Source organism: Pandoraea aquatica (genome assembly GCF_902459565.1).
In the GTDB taxonomy this organism is placed as follows: domain Bacteria; phylum Pseudomonadota; class Gammaproteobacteria; order Burkholderiales; family Burkholderiaceae; genus Pandoraea; species Pandoraea aquatica.
On record NZ_CABPSN010000001.1, the window covers coordinates 701,879 to 725,510 of the forward strand.

Consider the following 23,632-nt stretch of genomic DNA (forward strand, 5'->3'; position numbering starts at 1 on the left):
GCACGTCAAAAAACGACACTAACAAGCGAACGAACGGGCGTTCGCCACACACCAGACGGTTGGGAATGAAGGTCATCGTTATCGGCGGCGGGGTCATTGGCACGTGTACTGCCTACTATCTGGCCGCCGCGGGGCACACGGTCACGCTCGTCGAGCGCAATAGCACGGTTGCGCAAGAGAGCAGCTTCGGCAACGCAGGCGTCATCGCCCCGGGCTACGTCACGCCCTGGGCCGCGCCCGGCATGCCGCGCAAGCTGCTGGGCTATATGTTCAGCGCTGCCAGCCCGCTCATCTTCCGCCCCGGCCTGTCGGCCGGCACGTGGCGCTGGGCCGCCCGCTGGCTGCGTGAGTGCAAGATCGACCGCTATCGCGCCAATCGCGAACGCATGCAACGTCTCGCGTTCTACAGTCAGCGCTGCCTCCACGAACTGCGTGAATCGCACATCTTCGAATACGAACATACGCAGGGCTATCTGCAATTGTTCCGTACCGAGCGCGAAATCAAGATGAACGAACCGGCGCGCGCCATGCTCGCCGAGAATGAAGTGCCGCACCGGCTGCTGACCGCCGAAGAGTGCCGCAAGCTCGAACCCGCGATTTCCACCGATGCCCAGCTCGCCGGCGGCCTGCATCTGCCGCGCGACGAGACCGGCAACTGCCCGCTGTTCACCAAACGCCTTGCCCAGATCGCACGCGACATGGGTGTCACGCTCGCCACCGAGACAACGGTACTCTCGGTGCGGCCGAACGTCGGCCGTGCCGGCGTGAGCATCGAGACGGCCACTACCGCCCGCACGGGACAGACGTCGACGCTCGAAGCGGACGCCGTCGTGATCGCGGCCGGCGTGGCGAGCACTGCGCTGCTGCGCCCGCTCGGCATCGACCTGCCGCTGTGGCCGATCAAGGGCTACTCGATCACCGTGCCGGTCAAGACCGAACTGTTCAGCCCGCGAATCGCCGTCATGGACGAGTCGTACAAAACCGCCATCACCCCGCAGGGCAATCGCTTGCGCATTGCGGGCACGGCTGAGCTGGGCGACACGCAGCTTGTGCTGCGCGAGCGCGCCATCGCGACGCTGTACAAGGTCGCCACGGACTGGTTCCCCGGCGCAGGCAAATACCGCGAGGCGCGGGCGTGGGTCGGCGCGCGTCCGATGTTGCCGGATGGCCCGCCGCTGCTCGGCGCAACGCATCTGCCCGGCATTTTCCTCAACGTCGGCCATGGCTCGACCGGCTGGGCGATGGCCTGCGGCTCGGGACGCGTGCTCGCCGACGTCATCTCCGGACAAACGCCGGATATCGACCTGAACGGGCTGACGCTGGCGCGATACGACCGCTGAGCGGGCAGAAGCGACGGGGGATTTCCATCATTCCCCCGCGCCGCCCTTTCCTTTTCCCAATTCCCATTGCCCGCTCGGTACGCCACGTCGGAGATTACCGACACGGTGTCGAGATTCACGCCGACAGGCGAAGCAGCGCTTTGACGGCATAATTCCCTGATAGGCACACAAAGCGCGGCGACATCCCCGCCCGTTCTGGCCCCCCAGAAAGGCGTCGAACGGGGGGCATCGTGCGCTGCGACGCCGCGTCCATTGCCCTAGCTTCCCGGAGCTTCGCCTGTCATGCTTGATCTGTCTCTTCCAGACACACTGCGCGACGTCGAGCGCGCGGCCGCTGCGCAACTGCCTCCCCACACTCTGATGGCGCGAGCCGGTGCGGCCATTGCACACTGGCTTTACGGCCACCTCCCGTCGCTCGCAAGCGCAGGCCGTCAGCCCGTATTGCTGCTCGCCGGCCCCGGGAACAACGGTGGAGACGCTTACGTTGCCGCTCGCGAATTACACCGTCGGGGCGTGCTGGTCGATGTGTGGCAACTCGCGCCGCCCACGGCAGACGACGCCCGCTGGGCGCTCGGCGAAGCCCTCGCTGTGGGTGTGCCGGTGCGCCCCGCGCCGAGCATCTGGCCACAGTCGACGGCTTACGCGTGGATCGTCGACGGCCTGTTCGGCATCGGCCTCTCCCGCCCCCTCGACGGCGCGGCCGCCGCCCTGGTCGAGAACATTGCCGTACACGCACAGGGCACACCGGTGCTCGCCATCGACATTCCCAGCGGACTGCTTGCCGCCACCGGCATCGCTGCCGGGCCGGTCGTCCGCGCCGATGCAACGATGGCGATGATCGGTGCCTGCCCCGGACTCTTCACCGGCATCGGGCGCGATGTCGCGGGTGACGTGATCGTTGCCACCCTAGGCGTGCGCGACGTATTCGCGGAAGTACCGGCGCAATCGCCCATCTCCACCATTGCGCCCGACGCGTTTCGCCCGCATTTGCCACAACGTCACCATGCCTCGCATAAGGGCAGCTACGGTTCGCTCGCAGTCCTCGGCGGCTTTGAGGGGATGGTGGGCGCGCCGGTGCTCTCCGCGCGTACAGGTCTGATGAGCGGCGCGGGTCGCGTCTATATCGGGTTCGTCGCACACGACGCCCCGGCGTGGGATCCGGTGCATCCCGAACTGATGCTGCGGCACGCTGAAAACCTCGACCTTGCCACCATGCAGGCCGTGGCGGTCGGTCCCGGATTGGGAACGTCGGCGGCCTCAGGCGCTTGTCTCTCCCGAGCACTGCCGCTGGACGATACACCGCTGGTGATCGACGCCGACGCGCTCAACCTGCTGGCCGCCGAACCGGCGCTTGCGGAGCGCGTGCGTCGGCGCGCCGGGCCGACGGTGCTCACGCCGCATCCGCTGGAGGCCGCCCGGCTTGCTGGTTGCGACGTCGCCCGCATCCAGTCGGACCGCCTCGCGTCCGCCCGCGCATTGGCGCAGCATTTTGGCGCGACGGTCGTGCTCAAGGGATCGGGTACCGTCGTAGACGATGGCGCTAAGGCGTGGATCAATACGACGGGCAATGCCGGGCTGGCGACGGCCGGGACCGGCGACGTGCTGACCGGCCTCATCGGTGCGCTGCTGGCACAAGGCATGCCTGCAACCCAGGCAGCACTGGCTGGCGTGTGGATTCACGGGCGCGCCGCCGATCGGTGCGTGCGCGACGGTGTGGGACCCGCGGGTCTGACGGCGTCGGAACTCTTGCCTGCGATCCGTACCGAACTGGCAATGGCAAACGGCATCCGCCCATAGCCATACTCAGGCGTCCTTAGCCGCATTTCAGCGCGTTCAACGTGATTTCGCGGTGACTCCCGTTATACTTCGGCTTATCGAAATGGCCATATCGCACATGCCGTACAAGACATCCGTTCGTCTGGACCAACTTCCCGCCTGGCGCACTCTGCTCGAACATCGCGACGAAATCGCTGCACAACACATGCGCGACTGGTTCGCCGGTGCAGGCGCTAACGCCCGTGTCGATAACTTTTCGTTGCACGCGGCCGGCCTGTATCTCGATTACTCGAAGAACCGCATTACCGATAAAACGCGCACGCTCCTCACGCATCTCGCGCGCGAATGCCACGTGCCCGCCAAGCGCGACGCCATGTGGGCCGGCGAACACGTCAACGTCACAGAAAATCGCGCCGCGCTGCATATTGCACTACGCGCGCCCAAGGGCGTGACGTTTCGCGACACCTCGGGCGAAGTCAGCAGCGGCGTCGGCGAGACGCTCGCCCGCATGCGCGACTTCAGCGAACGCGTGCGCGACGGCCGGTGGGTCGGCGCGACGGGCAAGCGCATCAAGCATCTGATCAACGTCGGCATCGGCGGCTCGGATCTCGGCCCGCGCATGGTGTGCGACGCCCTCGCCGTCTACGGTCGAGAAGATCTCTCGGCGAACTTCATCGCCAACATCGATCCGACAGAACTCGCGCGCACGTTGCCGGCGCTCGATCCTGAAGCCACGCTCGTCGTGGTTTGCTCGAAGACGTTCACCACGCTCGAAACCATGACGAACGCGCGCACCATTCGCGCATGGCTCATTCAAAACGGCATTCCCGAGGGTAATCTCGACAAGCATTTCGTCGCAGTCTCGACCAATGTAGACGAGGCGATGAAGTTCGGGATTCTTCGCGAGAACGTGTTCCAGTTCGGCGAATGGGTCGGCGGGCGTTACTCGCTGTGGTCCTCTGTCGGCCTGATCGTCATGCTGTATCTGGGCGCGCAGCATTTCGAAGCGCTGCTCGCCGGTGCTCATGCGATGGACGAACACTTCCGTCACGCGCCGCTCGAAGCCAACATGCCGGTGCTGCTCGGACTGCTCGGCATCTGGTATCGCAATTTCTTCGACGCACAGACGCTTTCCATTGCGCCATACACGGACGCGCTGCAAAAGCTGCCGCCGTATCTCCAGCAGCTCGATATGGAAAGCAACGGCAAGTCGGTGCAGATCGATGGATCACCTGTCGCCTGGCAGACCGCGCCGATCATCTGGGGCGAGCCGGGCACGAATGGCCAGCACGCCTACTTCCAGATGCTGCATCAGGGCACGACGCTCGTGCCGGTTGATTTCATCGCCGTGCTCGAACCGCAATACGATCAGCCCGCCTATCTCGACCACCATCGCAAGCTGCTGGCGAACTGCTTCGCGCAGAGCGAGGCATTCCTTCAGGGCGGCTCGATGGCAACACCCGAACAGGCAGGCGGCCCGCTAGGCGCACAACGCGCGTTCGAGGGCAACCGTCCGAGCAATACGCTGGTGATCGATAAGCTCACGCCTGAACGCCTTGGCGCGTTGATCGCGCTCTACGAACACAAGGTGTTCGTTCAGGCCGCCATCTGGAATATCAATCCGTTCGATCAGTGGGGCGTGGAACTGGGCAAGACCCTGTGCCGCGCAATCGAGCCGGAGCTGCTCGACCCGGATTCGCTCAAGCCGGACGCGCACGATGCCTCGACGGCATCGCTGATCCGTATTGCCGGGAATGCGCTGAAGAAGAAGGGGTAACGAGGGCCGGGGATTTTCCGGCAAGCGCCTTAGGATTCGTCAGATGCCAACGAAAAGAGAAGCCATTGCGGCTTCTCTTTTTTGTTTCAAGCGACGTCAGACAGGCGCGAAATCATCAGCACCCCGCGTCAAAATCACGCGTCAGATCGCCGCACCATTCACGACACGGCCTCCTGCAAGCTGCACGGTGGCGTCGCAACGTTGCGCAATCGCCAGATCGTGCGTCACCAACACCAGCGTTGCGCCGCTCGCTTCGTTAAGCGAGAACATCAGTTCGATGACCCGCTCGCCCGTCGCCGTGTCGAGACTACCTGTCGGCTCATCCGCGAACAGCACGGCAGGCGCCGTCACAAACGCACGTGCGAGCGCCACACGCTGCTGCTCACCGCCGGAGAGTTGCTTCGGATAGTGCGTCAGGCGCGACCCCAACCCCACTTGTTCCAGCAATTTGACGGCACGATTGCGAATCTCTCGTGTCTCACCCAACAGCTCGAGCGGCAACATCACGTTTTCGAGCGCGGTCAGATGCGGCATCAGTTGGAAAGACTGGAAGACGAAACCGACGGCCCCCCGTCGCAACGCGGCGCGTCCCTCTTCGTCAAGCTCACCGAGCGACTTGCCCAGCAGCGTGATGTTGCCGTCGGTCGCAGTGTCGAGCCCGGCCATCAGCCCGAGCAGTGTGGATTTCCCGGATCCCGACGCTCCCACGATGGCCACGCTCTGGCCTTTCGCGACGGAGAAGTCGATATCCTGCAAAATGACTAGCTCGCCCGTGGCGTCACGCAACCGTTTGCCCAGGCCCCGCACTTCAATAACGTTTTCGGAAAACGACATGGCAAGAAGAGAGTTCTTGAAATTGGCCGCATCAGCCGTCGTTGGCTGGTGCATGCTGACAGGGACCGCAGCGAACGCGGCAAGTTCTGGCGCGCCCACAATTCTCGTCGTGGGCGACAGCCTTTCGGCGGAATATGGCATCGCGCGCGGCGCCGGCTGGGTCAATCTGATGCAGCAGACGATCACGCAAAGCGGCTACGATTATAACGTCGTGAATGCCAGTATCAGTGGCGACACAACGAGTGGCGGACGCTCCCGCCTCGCCCCGCTGCTCGAACGTTATCACCCCGCCGTGACCATCATCGAGCTGGGAGGCAACGATGCGCTGCGCGGCATCCCGCTCGACCTCACCCGCAGCAATCTGCGCGAGATGATCGCCGCGTCGCGTAAGGTCGGCAGCCGTGTGATCGTGGTCGGCATGCGCATCCCGCCGAACTACGGCCCTGACTATAGCGAGCAATTCTTCACGATGTTCTCGACCATCGCCAAGCAGGAGAAAGCCGGCTATGTGCCTTTCCTGCTGGCAGGCGTCATCGAACATCAGGACTGGTTCCAGCAAGACCAGATTCATCCACTCGCCAAGGCGCATCCGCAGATTCTGCAAAACGTCTGGCCAACAGTGAAACCGCTGCTCAAACCCGCCGCTGCGGCAACGCCCGCCAAACCCTCCGCGAAAGCCCCCGACTCACGCACGGCAAAGTCCGGCGCATAAAAAAACGGCCAACTCAGTTGGCCGTTTTTCTTTCTGCTGATGGATCGTACACATCGTACGCTATACGACCCTCACGCGATCAGTTGCTTGCCGCCTTGGTCACGTCGTTCACGACCTTGACCTTCGAGCGCGCGCGCAGATCGCCCACCCAGGCATTCCACTCGGCCTGTGCGGCCAGCTGGTTGAGCTGTTGCGCCTCGGCCGCCAGACGCTGCGGATCTTGCGTTGCCGGTTGCGACACCTTGCTGATGCGATACACGGCGTAGCCCTGACCTTCGCCCAGCGACACACCCACATAGGCCGGCAGCTTGCTCGTGTCCGCGCCGAAAATGGCGGTCAGCGCCGTAGGTGCCAGCTTACCCGGGTTGTCGCGCGAGACGGTTTGGGCCGCGCCAAACGCCGCATCGCCACCCTTCTTGAGCGCTTCCAGCTTCGCTTCGCCAGCCTTCTTCGCTTCCTGTTCGGCCAGATCGGCAATCGCCTTCTGCTTGACTTGAGCTTCGATCTGATCGAGCGGCGGCGTGGCAGCCGGGTGATAGGTCACGATACGGGCCGACACCAGTACGCCCTGTCCGACGTCCACCGCCTCGGTATTGCGCTTGTTCTTGAGCGATTCGTCGCCGAACACAGCCTTCAGCAGCTTCTCATTGCCAAGCGGGCTCTGGGCGAGTGCAGCATCCGGCGTACGCGTCACCTTGGCGGTCTGCACCTTCAGGTTCAGCTTGTCGGCCACCGGTTGCAGACTGTCCGGCTGCTCGTACACAGCGTTCGTGAACTGGTCCGCGAGCTTGGCGTAGCCCTTCGCGGCTTCCTGCTGACGATACTGATCGGCCAGTTGCGACTTCACTTCGTCGAACGATTTCGTCTGCGCGGGCTTAATGCCCGTGAGCTTGATGATGTGATAACCGAAGTCGCTCTTCACGACGTCGCTCACGTCGCCTTCGCTCTTCAGTGCGAACGCTGCGTCAGCGAACGGCTTGACCATCGCGTCGCGCGCGAAGAAGCCGAGGTCGCCGCCGTTGCCCTTCGAACCCGGATCTTCCGAGTTCTCGCTCGCCAACTTGGCGAAGTCGTTCGGATTCTTCTTGATCTGCGCGAGGATCGCATCAGCCTTGGCCTTCGCCTTGGCATGATCGGCCGGCGACGCATCTGCCGGCGACGCAATCAGAATGTGCGATGCACGACGCTCTTCCTGCGTCGTGTATTGCTTCAGATTGTCGTTGTACATCTTGCGCAGCACATCGTCGCTCGGCGCGGTTTGCGCCGACGTCGGCATGGCCTTCGGATCGAGCACCACGTACTGGATCTCAGCCGACTCCGGCGTCTGGAATGCGGCCTTGTGTGCGTCGTAATAGGCCTGAATCTGTTGCTGCGTCGGCACGATCTTGCCGGCGAAGTCCGTCAGCGGGAAGTCCAGCGCCGACACTTCGCGTTGCTGCGAACGCAATTGTGCGAAACGTTCGAGCACCGTCTTCGGGAGCATGGCGCTCGCCTGCACGCTCGACGGCAGTTGGTTCGACGCCAGTTCGAAACGGATCTGCGCTTCGAGACGCTGCGGCGTCAGGTTCTGTGCGGAAAGCAGTTGCTCGTAAGCGGCCTGATCGATCGAACCGTCGGCACGGCGCAGTTGGGCAATCGCGGGAATGGCGAGCAGCGCCTCACGCACTTGCGCGTCGGGCACCGACAGATTCTTCTTGAGGGTTTCCTGTTGCAGCAGCTTCTGCTGGATCAGGTTATCGAGCACAGCACTGCGCATTTCCGGCGTGTTGATCTGGCTCGCGTCGACGGCGCCGCCGAACATCTGCTGCATGCGCTCCGTTTGTGCGCGCAGCACGCTGTCGTACTCCTGGCGCGTCACCGTCTGGTCGCCGACTTTGGCGATCGTGCCGGCGTCCGAGGCGTATTCCTGCCAGCCATGCACGCCAAACACCACGAACGACGGAACGATCAGCACCGTCAGGAAGATGAGGACCAAGCGTTGGTGACGGCGAATGAAGTCGAACATACGAAATCGGAAGAGTCGTCTGGATGCGTTTTACAACGCTATATGGCAAAAAAGGCGAACCGAAGTTCGCCTTTTCACAATTTGGCGGAGCGGACGGGGCTCGAACCCGCGACCCCCGGCGTGACAGGCCGGTATTCTAACCAACTGAACTACCGCTCCCCAAGATCTGGAACTGGTGGGTGCTGAGGGGCTCGAACCCCCGACCTACGCCTTGTAAGGGCGCCGCTCTACCAACTGAGCTAAGCACCCGTTCCCGATTTTAGTCTTGTTCTTGCTGCCTCCTGCCGAAGCAGGAAAGCTCGTTAGTTTACTGCATCTTTGAGATCTTTGCCAGGGCGAAATTTCGGAACCTTCGCCGCCTTGATCTTGATAGGTTCACCCGTGCGCGGATTGCGTCCCGTACGAGCAGCGCGCTTGGCGGTATGGAACGTGCCAAAGCCGACCAGCGTCACGTCGTCCCCCTTCTTCAGCGCTTTCTTTACTGCACCCACCAATGCGTCAAGCGATCGACCTGCGGCAGCTTTCGAAATATCTGCCTGTTCAGAGATGTGCTCGATCAGTTCCGTCTTATTCACTGTAACCCCCTTGCAAGGATAGTAGGCGATTGAGCCGCGGAGGCGCTCTTTGCGCGCCTTGACATTGATCTGAGAGGTCCGCTGGCTTTGCCATTAGACAAGCCGCAAACCCTGATGTCAAGCCGTTTTGCGGCGTTCTGACTGCATCGGAAGCACTCCTGAATCAATGCTTGCCGGACGCTATTTTCGAGCACTTTGTGTGAATAAAAAAAGCCCGGGGAAAACCCCGAGCTTTTTGAACGTTTTTCTATCGGACGACGACCGCACTGCGATGCACCGCCCGACGAAACTCGCTATTAGTGCTTGATGACGTCCTGCTTGCCGCTCGCGTCCGCGTTCGGCGTCACAGGCGCTGCCTTGGCTTCTTCTTCCGGCAGCGGGGTCGGTGCGTGCTCCAGTGCGAGTTCAAGCACCTTGTCGATCCAGCGCACCGGCATGATCTCCAGCGCGTTCTTCACCGTGTCGGGAATCTCTGCGAGATCCTTCACGTTCTCTTCCGGAATCAACACGAGCTTGATGCCACCGCGATGCGCTGCGAGCAGCTTCTCCTTGAGCCCGCCGATCGGCAGCACTTCGCCGCGCAGCGTGATCTCACCGGTCATCGCCACATCCGCACGCACCGGAATCCCGGTGAGCACCGACACGAGCGCCGTCGTCATCGCAATACCGGCGGACGGACCGTCCTTCGGCGTCGCGCCTTCGGGCACGTGAATGTGGATGTCCTTCTTCTCGAACTGCTCGTCGGACACGCCGAGACGACGTGCACGCGAACGCACCACCGAGCGCGCAGCTTCGACCGACTCCTTCATCACGTCGCCGAGCGAACCCGTGCGGATGATGTTGCCCTTACCCGGCATCAGCGCAGCTTCGATGGTCAGCAGATCGCCGCCCACTTCCGTCCACGCCAGACCCGTGACCTGGCCGATCTGGTTTTCCTTCATGGCCAGACCGAAGTCGAACTTGCGCACGCCGAGGAAGTTATCGAGGTTGCCCGCATCGACCTTGATCGACGAACCATCGACCTTCTTGAGCAGCAACATCTTCACGACCTTGCGGCAGATCTTCGAGATTTCACGCTCGAGCGAACGCACGCCCGCTTCACGCGTGTAGTAACGAATGATGTCGCGAATCGCGGCTTCCGTCAGATCGATTTCGCCTTCCTTCAACCCGTTGTTCTTCTTCTGCTTCGGCAGCAGATAACGCTGGGCGATGTTGACCTTCTCGTCTTCCGTATAACCCGACAGACGGATCACTTCCATACGGTCGAGCAGCGGTGCCGGAATGTTCAGCGAGTTCGACGTCGCGACGAACATCACATCCGACAGATCGAAGTCGACTTCGACGTAGTGGTCCGAGAACGTGTGGTTCTGTTCCGGATCGAGCACTTCGAGCAGCGCCGAGCTCGGATCGCCACGGAAGTCCATGCCCATCTTGTCCACTTCGTCGAGCAGGAACAACGGGTTGCGCACGGCGACCTTCGACAGGCTCTGCAGAATCTTGCCGGGCATCGAACCGATGTACGTGCGACGGTGACCGCGAATCTCAGCCTCGTCACGCACGCCGCCCAGCGCCATACGCACGAACTTGCGGTTCGTGGCACGTGCGATGGACTGGCCGAGCGAGGTCTTGCCCACGCCGGGGGGCCCGACCAGGCACAGGATCGGTGCCTTGACCTTGTCCACGCGCTGTTGCACAGCAAGATACTCAAGGATGCGTTCCTTGACCTTCTCGAGACCGAAGTGGTCTTCGTCGAGCACCTTCTCGGCGTTCGACAGATCGTTATTCACCTTGCTCTTCTTGCGCCACGGCAGACCGACCAGCGTGTCGATGTAGTTGCGCACGACAGTCGCTTCGGCCGACATCGGCGACATCAGCTTGAGCTTCTTGAGTTCAGCGTCGGCCTTCTTCTTGGCTTCCTTGGGCAGATGTGCGGCCTTGATGCGCTTCTCGAGTTCTTCGAGATCCGCACCCTCTTCGCCTTCGCCCAGTTCCTTCTGGATCGCCTTGACCTGCTCGTTCAGGTAGTACTCGCGCTGGCTCTTTTCCATCTGGCGCTTTACGCGGCCACGGATGCGCTTTTCCACCTGGAGAATGTCGATCTCGCTCTCGAGCTGCGCGAGCAAATGCTCAAGGCGCTCGATGACCGGGAACATCTCCAGAATCTTCTGCTTCTGCTCAAGCTTGAGCGGCAGGTGTGCAGCGATGGTGTCAGCCAGACGACCCGCTTCGTCGATACCCGACAGCGACGTCAGGATCTCCGGCGGAATCTTCTTGTTGAGCTTCACGTACTGATCGAACTGCGCCACAATCGCACGACGCAGCGCCTCGGATTCCGGCGAATTGCCGTCGTCCGGCTCAAGCGGCATGACTTCCGAGGTGAACTGGGTTTCTTCTTCGTCCACACTCAGCGTGCGGGCGCGCTGAATCCCTTCGACGAGCACCTTGACGGTGCCATCGGGCAATTTGAGCATCTGCAGGATGTTCGCCACGCAGCCGATCTCATAGAGATCCTTGGACGTGGGCTCATCCTTGGCCGCAGCTTTCTGCGCGACCAGCATGATGTGCTTGCCGCCTTCCATCGCGGTTTCAAGCGCTTTAATCGATTTCGGACGCCCCACGAAAAGGGGAATCACCATGTGCGGAAACACGACCACGTCGCGCAGAGGCAACAGGGGCAGTTGAATCGCTTCGGGCGGGAGGATTTGGGTGCCTGACATCTCGTTCCCCATATTTAACGATACCGTTGTGTTCCAGCTAATTGAGGCCGCCGGCGAGAATTACAAGAGGCTGGAAGAGCCCTTTCGCCAACAAGTTGCACCACTCGGGGTTTCATTGCCCGTGGCACTAGTATGAAGGAAAAAAAGCCGTCCATGTTTCCATGAACGGCTTGGGGTAGCGCTAAGTTGACCGTTCAATTGGAGCCGGCAACCTTGGGCGACTCCTGATAGATCAAGAGCGGCTTTCCGTCGCCGCTGATGGCGTTTTCATCAAGGATGACTTTGGTCACGCCCTTAAGCGACGGCAACTCGTACATCACTTCCAGCAGGGCCTGCTCGATGATCGAACGCAGGCCGCGAGCCCCCGTCTTGCGCTTGATCGCCTTGCGCGCCACAGCGTGCATGGCGGCCGGGCGAATCTCCAGCTCGACGCCTTCCATCGAGAACAGACGCTGATACTGTTTGACCAGCGCGTTCTTCGGCTTGATCAGGATCGTGACCAGCGCGTCTTCGTCAAGCTTACCCAACGTGGCAACCACCGGCAGACGACCGATCAGTTCCGGGATCAGACCGAACTTGATCAGATCCTCGGGCTCGACCTCGCGCAGCAATTCGCCCGCGTCACGCTCTTCACCCGTCTTGACCGTTGCGCCGAAGCCGATCCCCGTCTTTTCGGTACGATTCATGATGATCTTTTCGAGACCATCGAATGCGCCGCCGCAAATGAAGAGGATGTTCGTCGTATCGACCTGGATGAAATCCTGGTTCGGATGCTTGCGACCGCCCTGCGGCGGCACCGACGCCATCGTGCCTTCGACCAGCTTGAGCAGCGCCTGCTGCACACCTTCGCCCGACACGTCGCGCGTGATCGACGGGTTGTCCGACTTACGGCTGATCTTGTCGATTTCGTCGATGTAGACAATGCCCTTCTGCGCCTGCTCGATCTCGTAATTGCAGTTCTGCAGGAGCTTCTGGATGATGTTTTCGACGTCTTCACCCACATAACCGGCTTCGGTCAGCGTGGTGGCGTCGGCAATCACGAAAGGCACGTTGAGCAGACGCGCGAGCGTCTGCGCGAGCAGCGTCTTGCCCGAGCCAGTCGGCCCGATCAGCAGGATGTTGCTCTTGGAAAGTTCGACCTCGTCGCGCTTGTCGCCGAGGTGTTTCAATCGCTTGTAATGGTTGTAGACCGCAACGGCCAGAATCTTCTTGGCCCGGTCCTGACCGATCACGTATTGATCGAGACTCTCGCGAATTTCCTGCGGGGACGGCAGATCGGACTTGGCGCCGCTGCCGCTCTCGTCTTCAGCCGCTGCGGCCTCGTCGCGAATAATCTCGTTGCACAGATCAATGCACTCGTCGCAAATGAACACGGACGGACCTGCGATGAGCTTCTTGACCTCGTGCTGGCTCTTTCCGCAGAAGGAGCAGTAGAGCAGCTTTTCGCCGTTGGAAGTGCTTTTTTTATCCACCATATCTGTGTCAGCCTGCTAGCAATTTGCGCCCCGGTCGTCCCCCGCCGGGGGCGGCAAACGCGGCATACGTGAATCCCATTGTAACGCCATGCTGTACGAGCGTGTGGCCCACTCGCGACAGCCGTAAATTCCCTTTAACGACAAAGACTTGGCGCGACCACCCAGCTTCCCGAATCGAAAATGCCTGGTGTCGCGCCAACGATTTTGCCGTCAGGCGCCCCGTCTCCGGGTCCGAATCAGGGACGCTTTTCAAGCACGCGATCGATCAAACCGTACTCGACGGCGTCGGCGGCGGACTTGAAGTTGTCGCGGTCGGTGTCGCGCGCGATCACTTCGAGCGACTGCCCGGTGTTCTCGGCGAGCAGGCGATTCAACCGGTCCTTGAGCAGCAGGATTTCCTTGGCGTGAATCTCGATGTCCGACGCCTGACCACGCGCGCCGCCCAGCGGCTGGTGAATCATGATGCGTGCGTTCGGCAGAGCAAAACGCTTGCCCTTCTCACCGGCGGCCAGCAGGAAAGCCCCCATGCTCGCAGCCATGCCGAGGCACAGCGTCGAAACAGCGGGTTTGACGAACTGCATCGTGTCGTAAATCGCCAGACCCGCCGAGACGGAACCACCCGGCGAGTTGATGTACATCGAGATCTCCTTGTCCGGATTTTCGCTCTCGAGGAACAGCAACTGGGCGACGACGAGGTTGGCGCTCTGGTCGTTGACCTCGCCAACCATGAAAATGATGCGCTCTTTGAGGAGTCGCGAATAAATATCGTAAGCGCGCTCACCACGACCACTTTGCTCGACGACCATCGGCACGAGGCCAAGGCCTTGCGTGTCGAGAGCGGAGTTGTGCGTCTGGGAGGCGAGTTGGGCGAGCAATTCGGAACGGGTAATCATATCGGTTCGACCCTTCTATCGAGATGGTTTTGCGCGCCGCAAGGAGGAAGCCCGTAGGCCATTTGGAAAAGAACCGCCACGGCCTTGCGGCCGCGGCGGTTCAGTCGGTCGTGTCGCGACGATTAGGCTTGCGTGTTGCCGGCCAGCTCTTCGAAGCTAACTTGCTTGTCGGTCACCTTGGCCTTGCCAAGGACGAACTCGACCACGTTGTTCTCGACGACGAAACCTTCCATTTCCGCCATGCGCTGCTGATCGCCATAGTACCAGCGGACGACTTCTTGCGGGTCTTCGTAGCTCTTCGCGAACTCTTCGACTTCGGCCTTGATCTGGTCCGGCTTGGCTTGCAGGTCGTTTTGCTTGACCAGCTCGGCCAGGATCAGACCCAGCTTCACGCGACGCTCGGCTTGTTCCTTGAACATTTCAGCCGGGATCGGCACGTTGCCGGCGTTCGGCACACCACGCTGTGCGAGGTCCTGACGGGCCATCGCCACGAGGCGTTCCTGATCCTGTTCGATCAGCGCGTTCGGCACGTCGAGTTCCGACACCGAGATCAGGGCGTTCATGACCTGATCCTTGAGGAGCGCCTGCGTGCGACGCTTCACTTCGCGCGACAGGTTTTCCTTGATGTCGGCGCGCATCTTTTCGATGCTGCCGTCGGCGATGCCGAGCGACTTGGCGAATTCGCCGTCGACTTCCGGCAGGTGCGCCCACTCGACCTTCTTGAGCGTGACGGTGAACGTGGCGGTCTTACCGGCCACTTCCTTGCCGTGGTACTCGTCCGGGAACTTGAGTTCGAATTCCTTCGCTTCGCCGACCTTCAGGCCCAGCGTTGCCTTTTCGAATTCCGGGAGCATGCGGCCTTCGCCCAGCACGAACACGAAGTCTTCGGCGCTGCCGCCTGCGAACACTTCACCGTCGATCTTGCCGACGAAGTCGACCGTCACGCGGTCGCCGTCCTTGGCTTCGACCGAACCGCCGTCGCCATGGGCACCGGCTTCGCCGCGCACGTGGTAATGCACGCGCTGCTTGCGCAGGATGTCGAGGGTGCGATCGATCTCGGCTTCCGAGACGTCGGTCGTGGTGCGGCTGACTTCAGCCGTCGCCAGATCGCCGATCTTCACTTCCGGATAGACTTCGAACGTGGCGTCGAAAGCGTATTCGGTCTCAGCGGCGTCGGCCTTCGGCGCGAAACGCGGCTGACCTGCCACACGCAGATCCTGCTCCTTGCTGACTTCGAAGAATTGCTGGCCAACCTTGTCGCTAACGACTTCGGCTTCGACCTGACCACCATACTGCTGGGTGACCATCTTCAGGGGCACCTTGCCCGGACGGAAGCCCGGCATGCGAACCGTCTTCGACAGTCGCTGAATGCGCGTCGCGACTTCTTTTTCGACGTCCTGCTTGGGCAGGGTGATGGTAAAGCGACGCTCGAGCTTGCCGAGGTTTTCAACAGCGATAGTCATGAGGATATTCGTCCATCCAGAGGGTCGTTCTGTGTTGCGGCGAGGGAATGCCGCAAGCGGACCCTGTCAGTTAATCAACCTTGGGCCGGAACCGACGATGCGACGCCGGCTTCCCTCCGCACCCGACGAATCGGGTTAGCGCCAAAACGGTCTTGCACACAAAGCGGGACATTTTAGCAAACTATTGTCCCGCCTCCAGACTTTCCGGCTGGAAAGCACCGAAATCAGACCTTTCTACCTTTCCCGAAGTTCTCCGTCTCGAAAAACGCCCCTTCCGGCATTCCCCTCCCTCAAAACGCAGATTAGAGGTCGGCACCCACAAAAAGCGCTTGGGGGACGCCCGCTTACCGCCTAGGATTCAATCGAACGTTTGAATGAAACATCAGTTCCTGACGACGTTACGGCGCTGTGCCGTCCGTCCCTGAAAAACACAGGAGGTTCGTCGTGAGTCCTCGCGTCTCGGCCGGCCGTCAAGCCGGCGACACCAAACTGCGCATTCTCGATGCGGCAGAAGACCTGTTTATCGAATTCGGCTACGAAGCGATGTCCCTGCGCCAGATTACCTCGCGAGCCGAGGTCAATCTGGCGGCCGTCAACTATCACTTCGGCAGTAAGGAAACCTTGCTCCAGGCGATGCTCTCGCGCCGGCTGGACCGGTTGAACGATGAACGCCTCGCCCTGCTCACCCGCGCCGAAGCCACATGGCCGGCCCCGAAGCTGACGTGCGAACACGTGCTGGGCGCGATGTTCATACCGGCGCTCGCCATTTCCCATCATCGCGACATCGGCGGCCCCGCATTCCTGCGGTTACTCGGACGCGTCTACGCCGATCCCTCGCCCTTCATCCGCGACTATCTGCAACAGCATTACGCGCCGGTGTTCGAGCGCTTCTTCGAAGCCTTTGCGCGCGCGCTGCCGGAGTTGCCGCGTCAGGAACTCGGCTGGCGTCTGCACTTCGCGCTGCAGGCGCTCTCCGGCGTGCTCGCGAGCAGCGACACGTCCCGCCTGATCGACACGTTCGCGCAAGGGCAGCCGATGGGCGACCTGCAAGTCGTTGCACGTCTCACGGCGTTGATGGTTGCCGCACTCAAGGCCCCGATGCCGGGCGACGAACAACTGGCGAGCTTCGCTGCCGTTTTCGCACTGGCGAAAGACGCCGACGTCACCCCACCGCGCGAAGCCGGACAGGCGTCCGGACACACAGGCGCTCAGACACACGACGACGGCCCTGAATCGAGCGCCAACGACCGTTCGCTGGCGAACGCCTGAAGCGCACGTAACTGAGCACTTCGCGAGGGCTTCACGAGAACCTCACGAGAACTTCTGGGCACCTGCGCGGCCGGGCAAAGCGCCGCGCCGGCTGCCGCACTCCGCGCTTGCCGAATTAGCGGATTGCACTCGGATTGCCCCGTCTTGCACGCCGAACAGCCGTGAGCTTTCCATCGCGTGATGGCTTCAGATTTCGATCATTTACTCGAATTTGCGACGCACCAATAAGTCGCAGCACGATCCAACAATAACGCCGTCGCCGAATCCCGTTGCGCACAACGCCAGCGAAGATCGACAGACGGCATGAGGACGACAGCCCCGGCGCTGCGTTCGCCCCTCGGGGCGCGCGGCCAGCGTGAGGGCAGGCCATCTGGCGCCTGCCGGGGAGCTGAACCCGAAGGGAGGAGAAAAAAATGATGGCCTTATGGATTCTCGCGTTTGTCGTGGGCGTCACCGCCCTGCTTTTCTACCGTGCACACGCCTGGCAATGGCTGATCGCCACCGTCCTGTGGGTCGGCGCAGGCATCTCTCTCGGACTGACGGGAACGGTCGCGACCGCGATTCTCGCCGTCGTGCTGATCGTCCCCGCGTTGATCCTTAGCATCGGCCCGCTACGCCGCGCGTGGGTCACTGCGCCGATGCTCGCCAAATTCCGCTCGATCATGCCGGAAATGTCGCACACCGAAAAAGATGCCATCGAAGCGGGCACCGTCTGGTGGGATGCCGACCTGTTCTCCGGCCGCCCCGACTGGGACAAATTCAGCGCCATGCCCGCCCCCGCCCTGTCGGCCGACGAGCAGGCGTTCATGGACAATCAGGTCGAGCATCTTTGCGATCTGTCGAACGACTGGGAAAGCACGCAGGTCTGGCAGGATCTGCCGCCCAAGGCATGGCAATACGCCAAGGACGCAGGCTTTCTCGGCATGATCATTCCGAAGCGATACGGCGGTCTCGAATTCTCCGCCTACGCGCACTCGCAAGTGGTGATGAAGCTGGCGTCACGCTGCTCAGCCGCAGCCGTTTCGGTGATGGTGCCGAACTCGCTCGGTCCGGCCGAACTGCTATTGCACTACGGCACCGAGGACCAGAAGAACTACTATCTCCCCCGCCTCGCCAAGGGCGAAGAAATCCCCTGCTTTGCGCTGACAAGCCCGTATGCGGGCTCGGACGCCGCCGCCATCCCCGACGTCGGCATCGTCTGCCGCGGCATGCATGAGGGCCGCGAAACCCTCGGCTTTCGCGTCACCTGGAACAAGCGCTACATCACGCTCGGCCCCATTGCCACCGTGCTCGGATTGGCGTTCCGCGCGCTTGACCCCGACCATCTGCTGGGCGACGACGCGGAACCCGGCATCACCTGCGCACTGATTCCGACGAAGCACCCGGGCGTGGTGATCGGTCGTCGTCACTGGCCGCTGAACGCAGTCTTCCAGAACGGTCCGAACTCGGGCAAGGACGTCTTCATCCCGCTCGACTGGGTGATCGGCGGACAGGCGCAAGTCGGCAAGGGTTGGCGCATGTTGATGGAATGTCTGGCTGCGGGCCGTGCGATTTCGCTGCCATCGTCGAACGTCGGTTACTCGAAGATCGCCGTTCGCGCGACTGGCGCGTATGCGGCCGTGCGTCGCCAGTTCCGCACGCCGATCGGCAAGTTCGAAGGGGTTCAGGAAGCGCTCGCACGCATGGCGGGCAATCTCTATGCGATGGACGCTGCGCGTCGCATGGCGGCATTGGCCGTCGATCTCGGCGAAAAGCCCTCGGTCATCTCGGCCATCGCGAAGTACCACGTGACCGAGCGCGCCCGCAAGGTGGTGAACGACGGCATGGACGTCGTCGCCGGCAAGGGCATCTGCATGGGCCCGAACAACTTCCTTGCCCGCGCCTATCAGCAGATTCCCGTGTCGATCACCGTGGAAGGCGCGAACATCATGACCCGCTGCCTGATGATCTTCGGTCAGGGCGCGATCCGCTGCCATCCGTACGTGCTTAAAGAGCTGGCCGCAGCACAAACGTCTGACCACACTGCCGCCGTGCGCGCCTTCGACGACGCCCTCTTCGGCCACCTGACGTTCGTCACGAGCAACATCGTGCGCGGCGCGCTCCAGGGCATCACGCACGCGCGCTTCTCCGCCGTGCCGTCGAAGGCCGCGCCCGAACTGCACGCCTACTACCGCGCCGCGAACCGCATGTCGACACTGCTCGCCATCGCGGCCGACATTTCGATGGCAGTACTCGGCGGCTCGCTCAAACGTCGCGAGAGCATCACGGGACGCCTCGGCGACATCCTCTCCCAGCTCTTCCTTTTGACGGCCACGCTCAAACGCTTCGAGGACGAAGGCCGCCCCGTTGCTGACCTGCCGCTGGTGCATTGGGCAGCGCAGGATGCCCTCTGGCAAGCGCGCGAAGCGTTCGAGGGCGTGCTGGCGAACTATCCGTCGCGGGGCGTTGCATGGTGGATGCGTTGGAAGCTCATGCCGCTCGGCCTGCCGTACGCCAAGCCGTCGGATGCGCTGGCCGCGCGCGTGGCCGAGGTGATGCAGACGCCGGGCGACGCCCGCGAGCGCCTCATCGCTGGCAGCTACTCGCCGAGCGCGGACGTCGACGATCTGGCTTACGGCGAAATCGTCTTCCAGATGACGCCGCAAGTCACCGTGATCGAGCAACGCCTGCGCACCGCGATCAAGGAGGGGCGTCTGGCGGCCATGCCGCAGAGCCTACCCGAGTTCACTGCCTGGGTGGACCACGCTGCGACGCTGCAACTGGTGAGCGACGACGAACGTCGCCTGCTGGCGCAGTACGCCGATTACGCGGCGAAGGCCGTGGCGGTCGACGACTTCCCAGCCGACTTCGGACGCGCCACCGACATGCAACACGCCCGGCAGCAGACCCCGGCGGACGAAGCACTCACGTCGTGAGCCCATCCGTCGGCGCTGCAAACCGCGCCCAACCGCTACCCGTTTTTCGCCAGAACACTCTGAGGATTTCCGCGCCGTGACGACGTCCGACCGATACCTTGCCTTTGCCAACTCCGCCGTGGGTAGCCGCCTGGCCAACGCGCTGGGCCTGCCGCGCCCGGTGCCCCTGGAGCGCATGCCGGACTATGGCGACGACGTTGCCGAAGCGCGCGCAATTGCCCCACCGCTCGCAGTCGTCGGCGGCGCGGGCGACGCACCGTTGCTGCCCGGTCTCGCCCGCGAACTGCATTGGCTCGGCATTCCGAGCCTGGCACACGCGCAGCGGCTCGACTGGATCTCATACGCCAACAAGGCGGGCACGATGAGTGGACGATTCAACGCGAACGAAGGCGTGCGTCCCAAAGCGTTGCTGTTCGACGCAAGCGGCATCGCCGACACCGCAGGACTGGAATCGCTATACGCGTTCTTTCACGACACGCTGGCAACGCTTGATCGATGCGCTCGCGTGCTGGTGCTCGGCCTGCCGCCGTCGATGGCCGCCACGCCGCAGGCGAGCATTGCGCAGCGTGCGCTGGAAGGCTTCGTGCGCTCGCTGGCCAAGGAGCTCAAGCGTGGTGCGACGGCGCAACTGCTCTACGTCGCCCCTCATGCTCGCGAGTCGTTGCACTCCACGTTGCGGTTCTTCCTCTCGCCGCGCGCCGCGTATGTCAGCGGTCAGGCGATCACCCTTCAAGCACCTGTCTTCGAGACACCGCCCATGCGCGACACACGTCCGCTCGCCGGACAGGTCGCCGTGGTGACGGGTGCGGCGCGCGGCATCGGCGAGTCCATCGCGACCGTACTGGCGCGCGACGGTGCGCATGTCGTGTGCGTCGACATCCCGTCAGCGCAAGACGCACTCACCACCGTCGCCACGCGTCTCGACGGCAGCGCCCTCACCTGCGACATCGCGTCGCCTGAGGCAGCGGCCACGTTGATGGCGCATCTCGCGACACATGCCCCTAACGGTCTGGACATCCTCGTACACAACGCTGGCATCACGCGCGACAAGACGATTGTTCGCATGAGCGATGCGCAGTGGCAAAGCGTGCTCGACATCAACGTCGGCGCGCCGCAACGGCTCAATGCCGCATTGCTCGACGCCGGCATGCTGCGCGCCAGCAGCCGGATCGTCGGCGTCGCTTCCATCAGTGGCATTGCCGGCAATCGCGGGCAGACGAATTACGCCGCATCGAAGGCGGCCGTCATCGGAATGGTGGAGGCGTGGTCGCCCTTGCTTGCTGAACGCCATATCAGCATCAATGCCGTGGCCCCCGGCTTCATCGAGACGCAGATGACCGCGGCGGTCCCGTTCGCCATTCGCGAAGCCGGACGCCGCATGAACTCGCTCGGACAAGGCGGCCAGCCCGTCGACGTGGCCGAAGCGATCGCGTGGCTCGCGCATCCCGCCTCCGGCGCGCTGACAGGACAGGTCGTGCGCGTGTGCGGCCAGAGCCTGCTGGGAGCATGACGATGCCGAACGACCGACCGCGTGACTCATCCGACAGTCCGAACGTCGCCGTCGCTACACAGCTGAGGCAAGTCACCTTTCTGCCGTCGCCGCTGCATCTTTACCTGCGCGCATTGATGACCTCGCGCAAACCGGCCCGCGCGCAGCCGATGCCACCGCTGGGTTTCGAGCGCCGCAATGTGCCACTGGACGGTGAAGACATCGCCCGCTACGCACGGCTGTGCGGCTTCACGCAGACGATGGGCGTGCCGCCCACGTGGCCGCATCTGCTCGCCTTCCCGCTCCACATGCTGCTGATGACCGATCGCACTTTCCCGTTCGCCATGCTCGGCATGGTGCATCTGGCGAACCGGATCCGACAGTTCGCAACGTTGAACGTGGGCGAACGACTGACGTTGGATGTGCGGTGCGGCCCGCTGTACGCGCACGACAAGGGGCAGGTGTTCACGGTCGTCACGACGGCGCGTCGCGACGACATCGTCGTGTGGATCGGCGAGAGCCTGTACCTGCGTACCGGCGTGCGCGACGCACTTGGCACGCCCTACCAGGCGCAACTGAGCGCCGATGCTTCGCTGACGAAAGCGGCGACGTGGCAAGTCCCGGCGGATCTCGGACGTCAATACGCGCGTATCTCGGGCGACTACAACCCGATCCATCTGTGGCCGTTCACGGCGAAGCTGTTCGGCTTTGTGCGTCCGATCATCCACGGGATGTGGAGCTTCGCGCGAACGCTTGCCGCCGCGATGCCCGACGACGTGAGTGCCTCCGGTCCGGTCGATCTGCTGGTGGAGTTCAAGACGCCGGTGCTGCTGCCGGGCGACGTCACCTTCTGGCGCGCGCAGCCCGCGCAACCGCTTGTTCAACCGCATGTGCAACATTTCGAACTGCGCGACGCCGCAGGCACCGTCCCGCATCTGCGCGGACGCTGGCAGGCCATCGGCGGCACGTCTTTGGCGCAGTCGTTCTCGCCTCCATCGCCCGCTTCGTCTTCCTCCGATTCTCAGCCCCATCTCCCGGACCAGCCATGAGCGCCCTCAAACCCACTGCGCCCGCCCCTGCCTTGCGCCGCGTTGCCATCCTCGGCGGCAATCGCATTCCTTTCGCGCGCTCGAACACGGCCTACGCCACGGCGTCGAATCAGGACATGCTCACGGCCGCCTTTCAGGGCCTCATCGACCGCTTCGACCTTCACGGCCAAACCCTCGGCGAAGTCGCGGCGGGCGCAGTCCTCAAGCACGCCCGCGACTTCAACCTGACGCGCGAATCGGTGTTGTCGACCACGCTCGCCCCTCAAACGCCCGCTTACGACGTCCAGCAAGCCTGCGGCACTGGCCTTGAGACGGCGATCCTCACCGGCAATAAAATTGCGCTCGGTCAGATCGACGTGGCGATTGCCGGTGGTGTCGACACGGCGTCGGACGCGCCTATCGGCGTCAACGAGAAACTGCGCAAGATCCTCCTCGAAGCGAACCGTCAGCGCAGCACCGGCGGCAAGCTGGGCGCGCTGGCGAAGGTGCGTCCCGGCATGTTGTTCAACCCGGCACTGCCACGTAACGGCGAACCGCGCACGGGCCTCTCGATGGGAGAGCATTGCGAGTTGATGGCAAAGCGCTGGGAAATCGAGCGCGCCGCGCAGGACACGCTCACGCTCGCCAGTCACGAACATCTGGCGCAAGCCTACGAACGCGGTTTCTTCCTCGATCTGATGACACCGTTTCGCGGCCTGCAACGCGATAACAACCTGCGCCCCGACCTCACGCTGGAAAAGCTCTCCAGCCTCAAGCCGGTGTTCGACCGTAGCGCCACCGGCACGCTCACGGCGGGCAACTCCACACCGCTGACCGACGGTGCATCGTGCGTGTTGCTCGCCAGCGAAGACTGGGCGAAGGCACACAACCATCCGGTGCTCGCCTATCTGACGTACTCGCAGACGGCGGCCGTCGACTTCTTCAATCCCGACGAATCGCAGCGTGAGGGCTTGCTGATGGCCCCAGCCTATGCCGTCCCGCGCATGCTCGCGCAGGCGGGACTCACATTGCAGAACTTCGATTTCTACGAAATTCACGAGGCCTTCGCCGCGCAGGTGCTGTGCACGTTGAAGGCATGGGAAGACCCCGCGTACTGCCGCGACAAGCTGGGACTGGCCGCGCCGCTGGGCAGCATCGACCGTCAGCGTCTGAACGTGAACGGCAGCTCGCTCGCGTGCGGCCATCCGTTCGCCGCCACCGGCGGGCGCATTCTCGCCACCCTCGCCAAGCTGCTGTCCCAGCGCGGCGGCGGCCGTGGCCTTATCTCGATCTGCGCGGCTGGCGGTCAAGGCGTCGTCGCGATGTTGGAGCGATAAACACAACCGCAACAAAGCAGTAACCAC

At 62.7% G+C, this 23,632-nt stretch carries 16 protein-coding genes and 2 tRNA genes; 9 read left to right on the plus strand and 9 right to left on the minus strand.

All coding sequences use genetic code 11. The annotated features are described in order from the left end of the window. Positions 1-65: 65 nt before the first annotated feature. The 3 genes from PAQ31011_RS02910 (at position 66) to pgi (ending at position 4,893) form a co-directional block, all read left to right on the plus strand. On the plus strand, positions 66-1,340 hold the full coding sequence (locus PAQ31011_RS02910; protein ID WP_150574394.1) for a D-amino acid dehydrogenase: 1,275 nt from the start codon (positions 66-68) through the stop codon (positions 1,338-1,340). 282 nt (positions 1,341-1,622) lie between these two features. Beyond that, positions 1,623-3,137, plus strand: coding sequence for an NAD(P)H-hydrate dehydratase (locus tag PAQ31011_RS02915; protein WP_150574395.1), 1,515 nt, complete (start codon positions 1,623-1,625; stop codon positions 3,135-3,137). An 82-nt stretch (positions 3,138-3,219) separates the two neighbouring features. Next, positions 3,220-4,893 carry a glucose-6-phosphate isomerase gene (gene pgi / locus PAQ31011_RS02920; protein WP_246179304.1) on the plus strand — a complete coding sequence of 558 codons (1,674 nt, stop codon included), beginning with the start codon at positions 3,220-3,222 and terminating at the stop codon, positions 4,891-4,893. A gap of 141 nt (positions 4,894-5,034) precedes the next feature. On the opposite strand, the gene PAQ31011_RS02925 is transcribed toward pgi, so the two are convergent. After that, on the minus strand, positions 5,035-5,727 hold the full coding sequence (locus tag PAQ31011_RS02925) for an ABC transporter ATP-binding protein (RefSeq protein WP_150574396.1): 693 nt from the start codon (positions 5,725-5,727) through the stop codon (positions 5,035-5,037). 52 nt (positions 5,728-5,779) lie between these two features. On the opposite strand from PAQ31011_RS02925, the gene PAQ31011_RS02930 reads away from it, so the two are divergent. Further along, on the plus strand, positions 5,780-6,439 hold the full coding sequence (locus PAQ31011_RS02930; protein ID WP_150574397.1) for an arylesterase: 660 nt from the start codon (positions 5,780-5,782) through the stop codon (positions 6,437-6,439). 79 nt (positions 6,440-6,518) lie between these two features. On the opposite strand, the gene PAQ31011_RS26850 is transcribed toward PAQ31011_RS02930, so the two are convergent. The 8 genes from PAQ31011_RS26850 to tig all read right to left on the minus strand — a co-directional run bounded on the left by PAQ31011_RS26850 (position 6,519) and on the right by tig (position 15,567). Then, complete coding sequence (locus PAQ31011_RS26850) at positions 6,519-8,444, minus strand: SurA N-terminal domain-containing protein (protein ID WP_150574398.1); 1,926 nt, start codon at positions 8,442-8,444, stop codon at positions 6,519-6,521. An 82-nt stretch (positions 8,445-8,526) separates the two neighbouring features. Next, positions 8,527-8,603, minus strand: a tRNA-Asp gene (locus PAQ31011_RS02940). Positions 8,604-8,617: 14 nt separating this feature from the next. Continuing rightward, positions 8,618-8,693: transfer RNA gene (locus PAQ31011_RS02945), tRNA-Val, on the minus strand. A 53-nt stretch (positions 8,694-8,746) separates the two neighbouring features. Then, the gene (locus PAQ31011_RS02950) at positions 8,747-9,049 is read right to left on the minus strand and encodes an HU family DNA-binding protein (protein WP_484549340.1); all 303 of its coding nucleotides are present in this window, start codon (positions 9,047-9,049) and stop codon (positions 8,747-8,749) included. Between the two features lie 266 nt (positions 9,050-9,315). Further along, positions 9,316-11,736 carry an endopeptidase La gene (gene lon, locus PAQ31011_RS02955; RefSeq protein WP_150574400.1) on the minus strand — a complete coding sequence of 807 codons (2,421 nt, stop codon included), beginning with the start codon at positions 11,734-11,736 and terminating at the stop codon, positions 9,316-9,318. Between the two features lie 194 nt (positions 11,737-11,930). Beyond that, positions 11,931-13,211 carry an ATP-dependent Clp protease ATP-binding subunit ClpX gene (gene clpX, locus PAQ31011_RS02960; RefSeq protein WP_150574401.1) on the minus strand — a complete coding sequence of 427 codons (1,281 nt, stop codon included), beginning with the start codon at positions 13,209-13,211 and terminating at the stop codon, positions 11,931-11,933. A gap of 236 nt (positions 13,212-13,447) precedes the next feature. Then, on the minus strand, positions 13,448-14,101 hold the full coding sequence (gene clpP / locus PAQ31011_RS02965; RefSeq protein ID WP_046293800.1) for an ATP-dependent Clp endopeptidase proteolytic subunit ClpP: 654 nt from the start codon (positions 14,099-14,101) through the stop codon (positions 13,448-13,450). A 125-nt stretch (positions 14,102-14,226) separates the two neighbouring features. Continuing rightward, on the minus strand, positions 14,227-15,567 hold the full coding sequence (gene tig, locus PAQ31011_RS02970) for a trigger factor (RefSeq protein WP_150574402.1): 1,341 nt from the start codon (positions 15,565-15,567) through the stop codon (positions 14,227-14,229). Positions 15,568-16,011: 444 nt separating this feature from the next. Between tig and PAQ31011_RS02975 the strand changes: the two genes are divergently transcribed. The 5 genes from PAQ31011_RS02975 (at position 16,012) to PAQ31011_RS02995 (ending at position 23,605) form a co-directional block, all read left to right on the plus strand. Further along, entirely contained in the window at positions 16,012-16,836 is an 825-nt protein-coding gene (locus PAQ31011_RS02975; protein WP_246179305.1) for a TetR/AcrR family transcriptional regulator, read from the plus strand. 416 nt (positions 16,837-17,252) lie between these two features. Beyond that, positions 17,253-19,751, plus strand: coding sequence for an acyl-CoA dehydrogenase (locus PAQ31011_RS02980; protein WP_425495081.1), 2,499 nt, complete (start codon positions 17,253-17,255; stop codon positions 19,749-19,751). Between the two features lie 76 nt (positions 19,752-19,827). Next, on the plus strand, positions 19,828-21,261 hold the full coding sequence (locus PAQ31011_RS02985) for a 3-oxoacyl-ACP reductase (RefSeq protein WP_150574404.1): 1,434 nt from the start codon (positions 19,828-19,830) through the stop codon (positions 21,259-21,261). Between the two features lie 2 nt (positions 21,262-21,263). After that, positions 21,264-22,289, plus strand: a complete 1,026-nt coding sequence (locus PAQ31011_RS02990) for a MaoC family dehydratase (RefSeq protein WP_174989895.1) — start codon at positions 21,264-21,266, stop codon at positions 22,287-22,289. Further along, the gene (locus PAQ31011_RS02995; protein WP_150574406.1) at positions 22,286-23,605 is read left to right on the plus strand and encodes an acetyl-CoA C-acetyltransferase; all 1,320 of its coding nucleotides are present in this window, start codon (positions 22,286-22,288) and stop codon (positions 23,603-23,605) included. Before PAQ31011_RS02990 ends, PAQ31011_RS02995 begins: the two co-directional genes overlap by 4 nt. The last annotated feature ends 27 nt before the right edge of the window (positions 23,606-23,632 follow it).

Bases quoted from the DNA above. Each gene is read 5' to 3' on its own strand.
- tig (WP_150574402.1), bottom strand. From the start codon at position 15,567: ATGACTATCGCTGTTGAAAACCTCGGCAAGCTCGAGCGTCGCTTTACC.
- clpX (WP_150574401.1), bottom strand. From the start codon at position 13,211: ATGGTGGATAAAAAAAGCACTTCCAACGGCGAAAAGCTGCTCTACTGC.
- pgi (WP_246179304.1), top strand. From the start codon at position 3,220: ATGGCCATATCGCACATGCCGTACAAGACATCCGTTCGTCTGGACCAA.
- PAQ31011_RS02910 (WP_150574394.1), top strand. From the start codon at position 66: ATGAAGGTCATCGTTATCGGCGGCGGGGTCATTGGCACGTGTACTGCC.
- PAQ31011_RS02990 (WP_174989895.1), top strand. From the start codon at position 21,264: ATGCCGAACGACCGACCGCGTGACTCATCCGACAGTCCGAACGTCGCC.
- PAQ31011_RS02995 (WP_150574406.1), top strand. From the start codon at position 22,286: ATGAGCGCCCTCAAACCCACTGCGCCCGCCCCTGCCTTGCGCCGCGTT.
- PAQ31011_RS02925 (WP_150574396.1), bottom strand. From the start codon at position 5,727: ATGTCGTTTTCCGAAAACGTTATTGAAGTGCGGGGCCTGGGCAAACGG.
- PAQ31011_RS02915 (WP_150574395.1), top strand. From the start codon at position 1,623: ATGCTTGATCTGTCTCTTCCAGACACACTGCGCGACGTCGAGCGCGCG.
- PAQ31011_RS02930 (WP_150574397.1), top strand. From the start codon at position 5,780: ATGCTGACAGGGACCGCAGCGAACGCGGCAAGTTCTGGCGCGCCCACA.
- PAQ31011_RS02980 (WP_425495081.1), top strand. From the start codon at position 17,253: ATGGCCTTATGGATTCTCGCGTTTGTCGTGGGCGTCACCGCCCTGCTT.
- lon (WP_150574400.1), bottom strand. From the start codon at position 11,736: ATGTCAGGCACCCAAATCCTCCCGCCCGAAGCGATTCAACTGCCCCTG.
- PAQ31011_RS26850 (WP_150574398.1), bottom strand. From the start codon at position 8,444: ATGTTCGACTTCATTCGCCGTCACCAACGCTTGGTCCTCATCTTCCTG.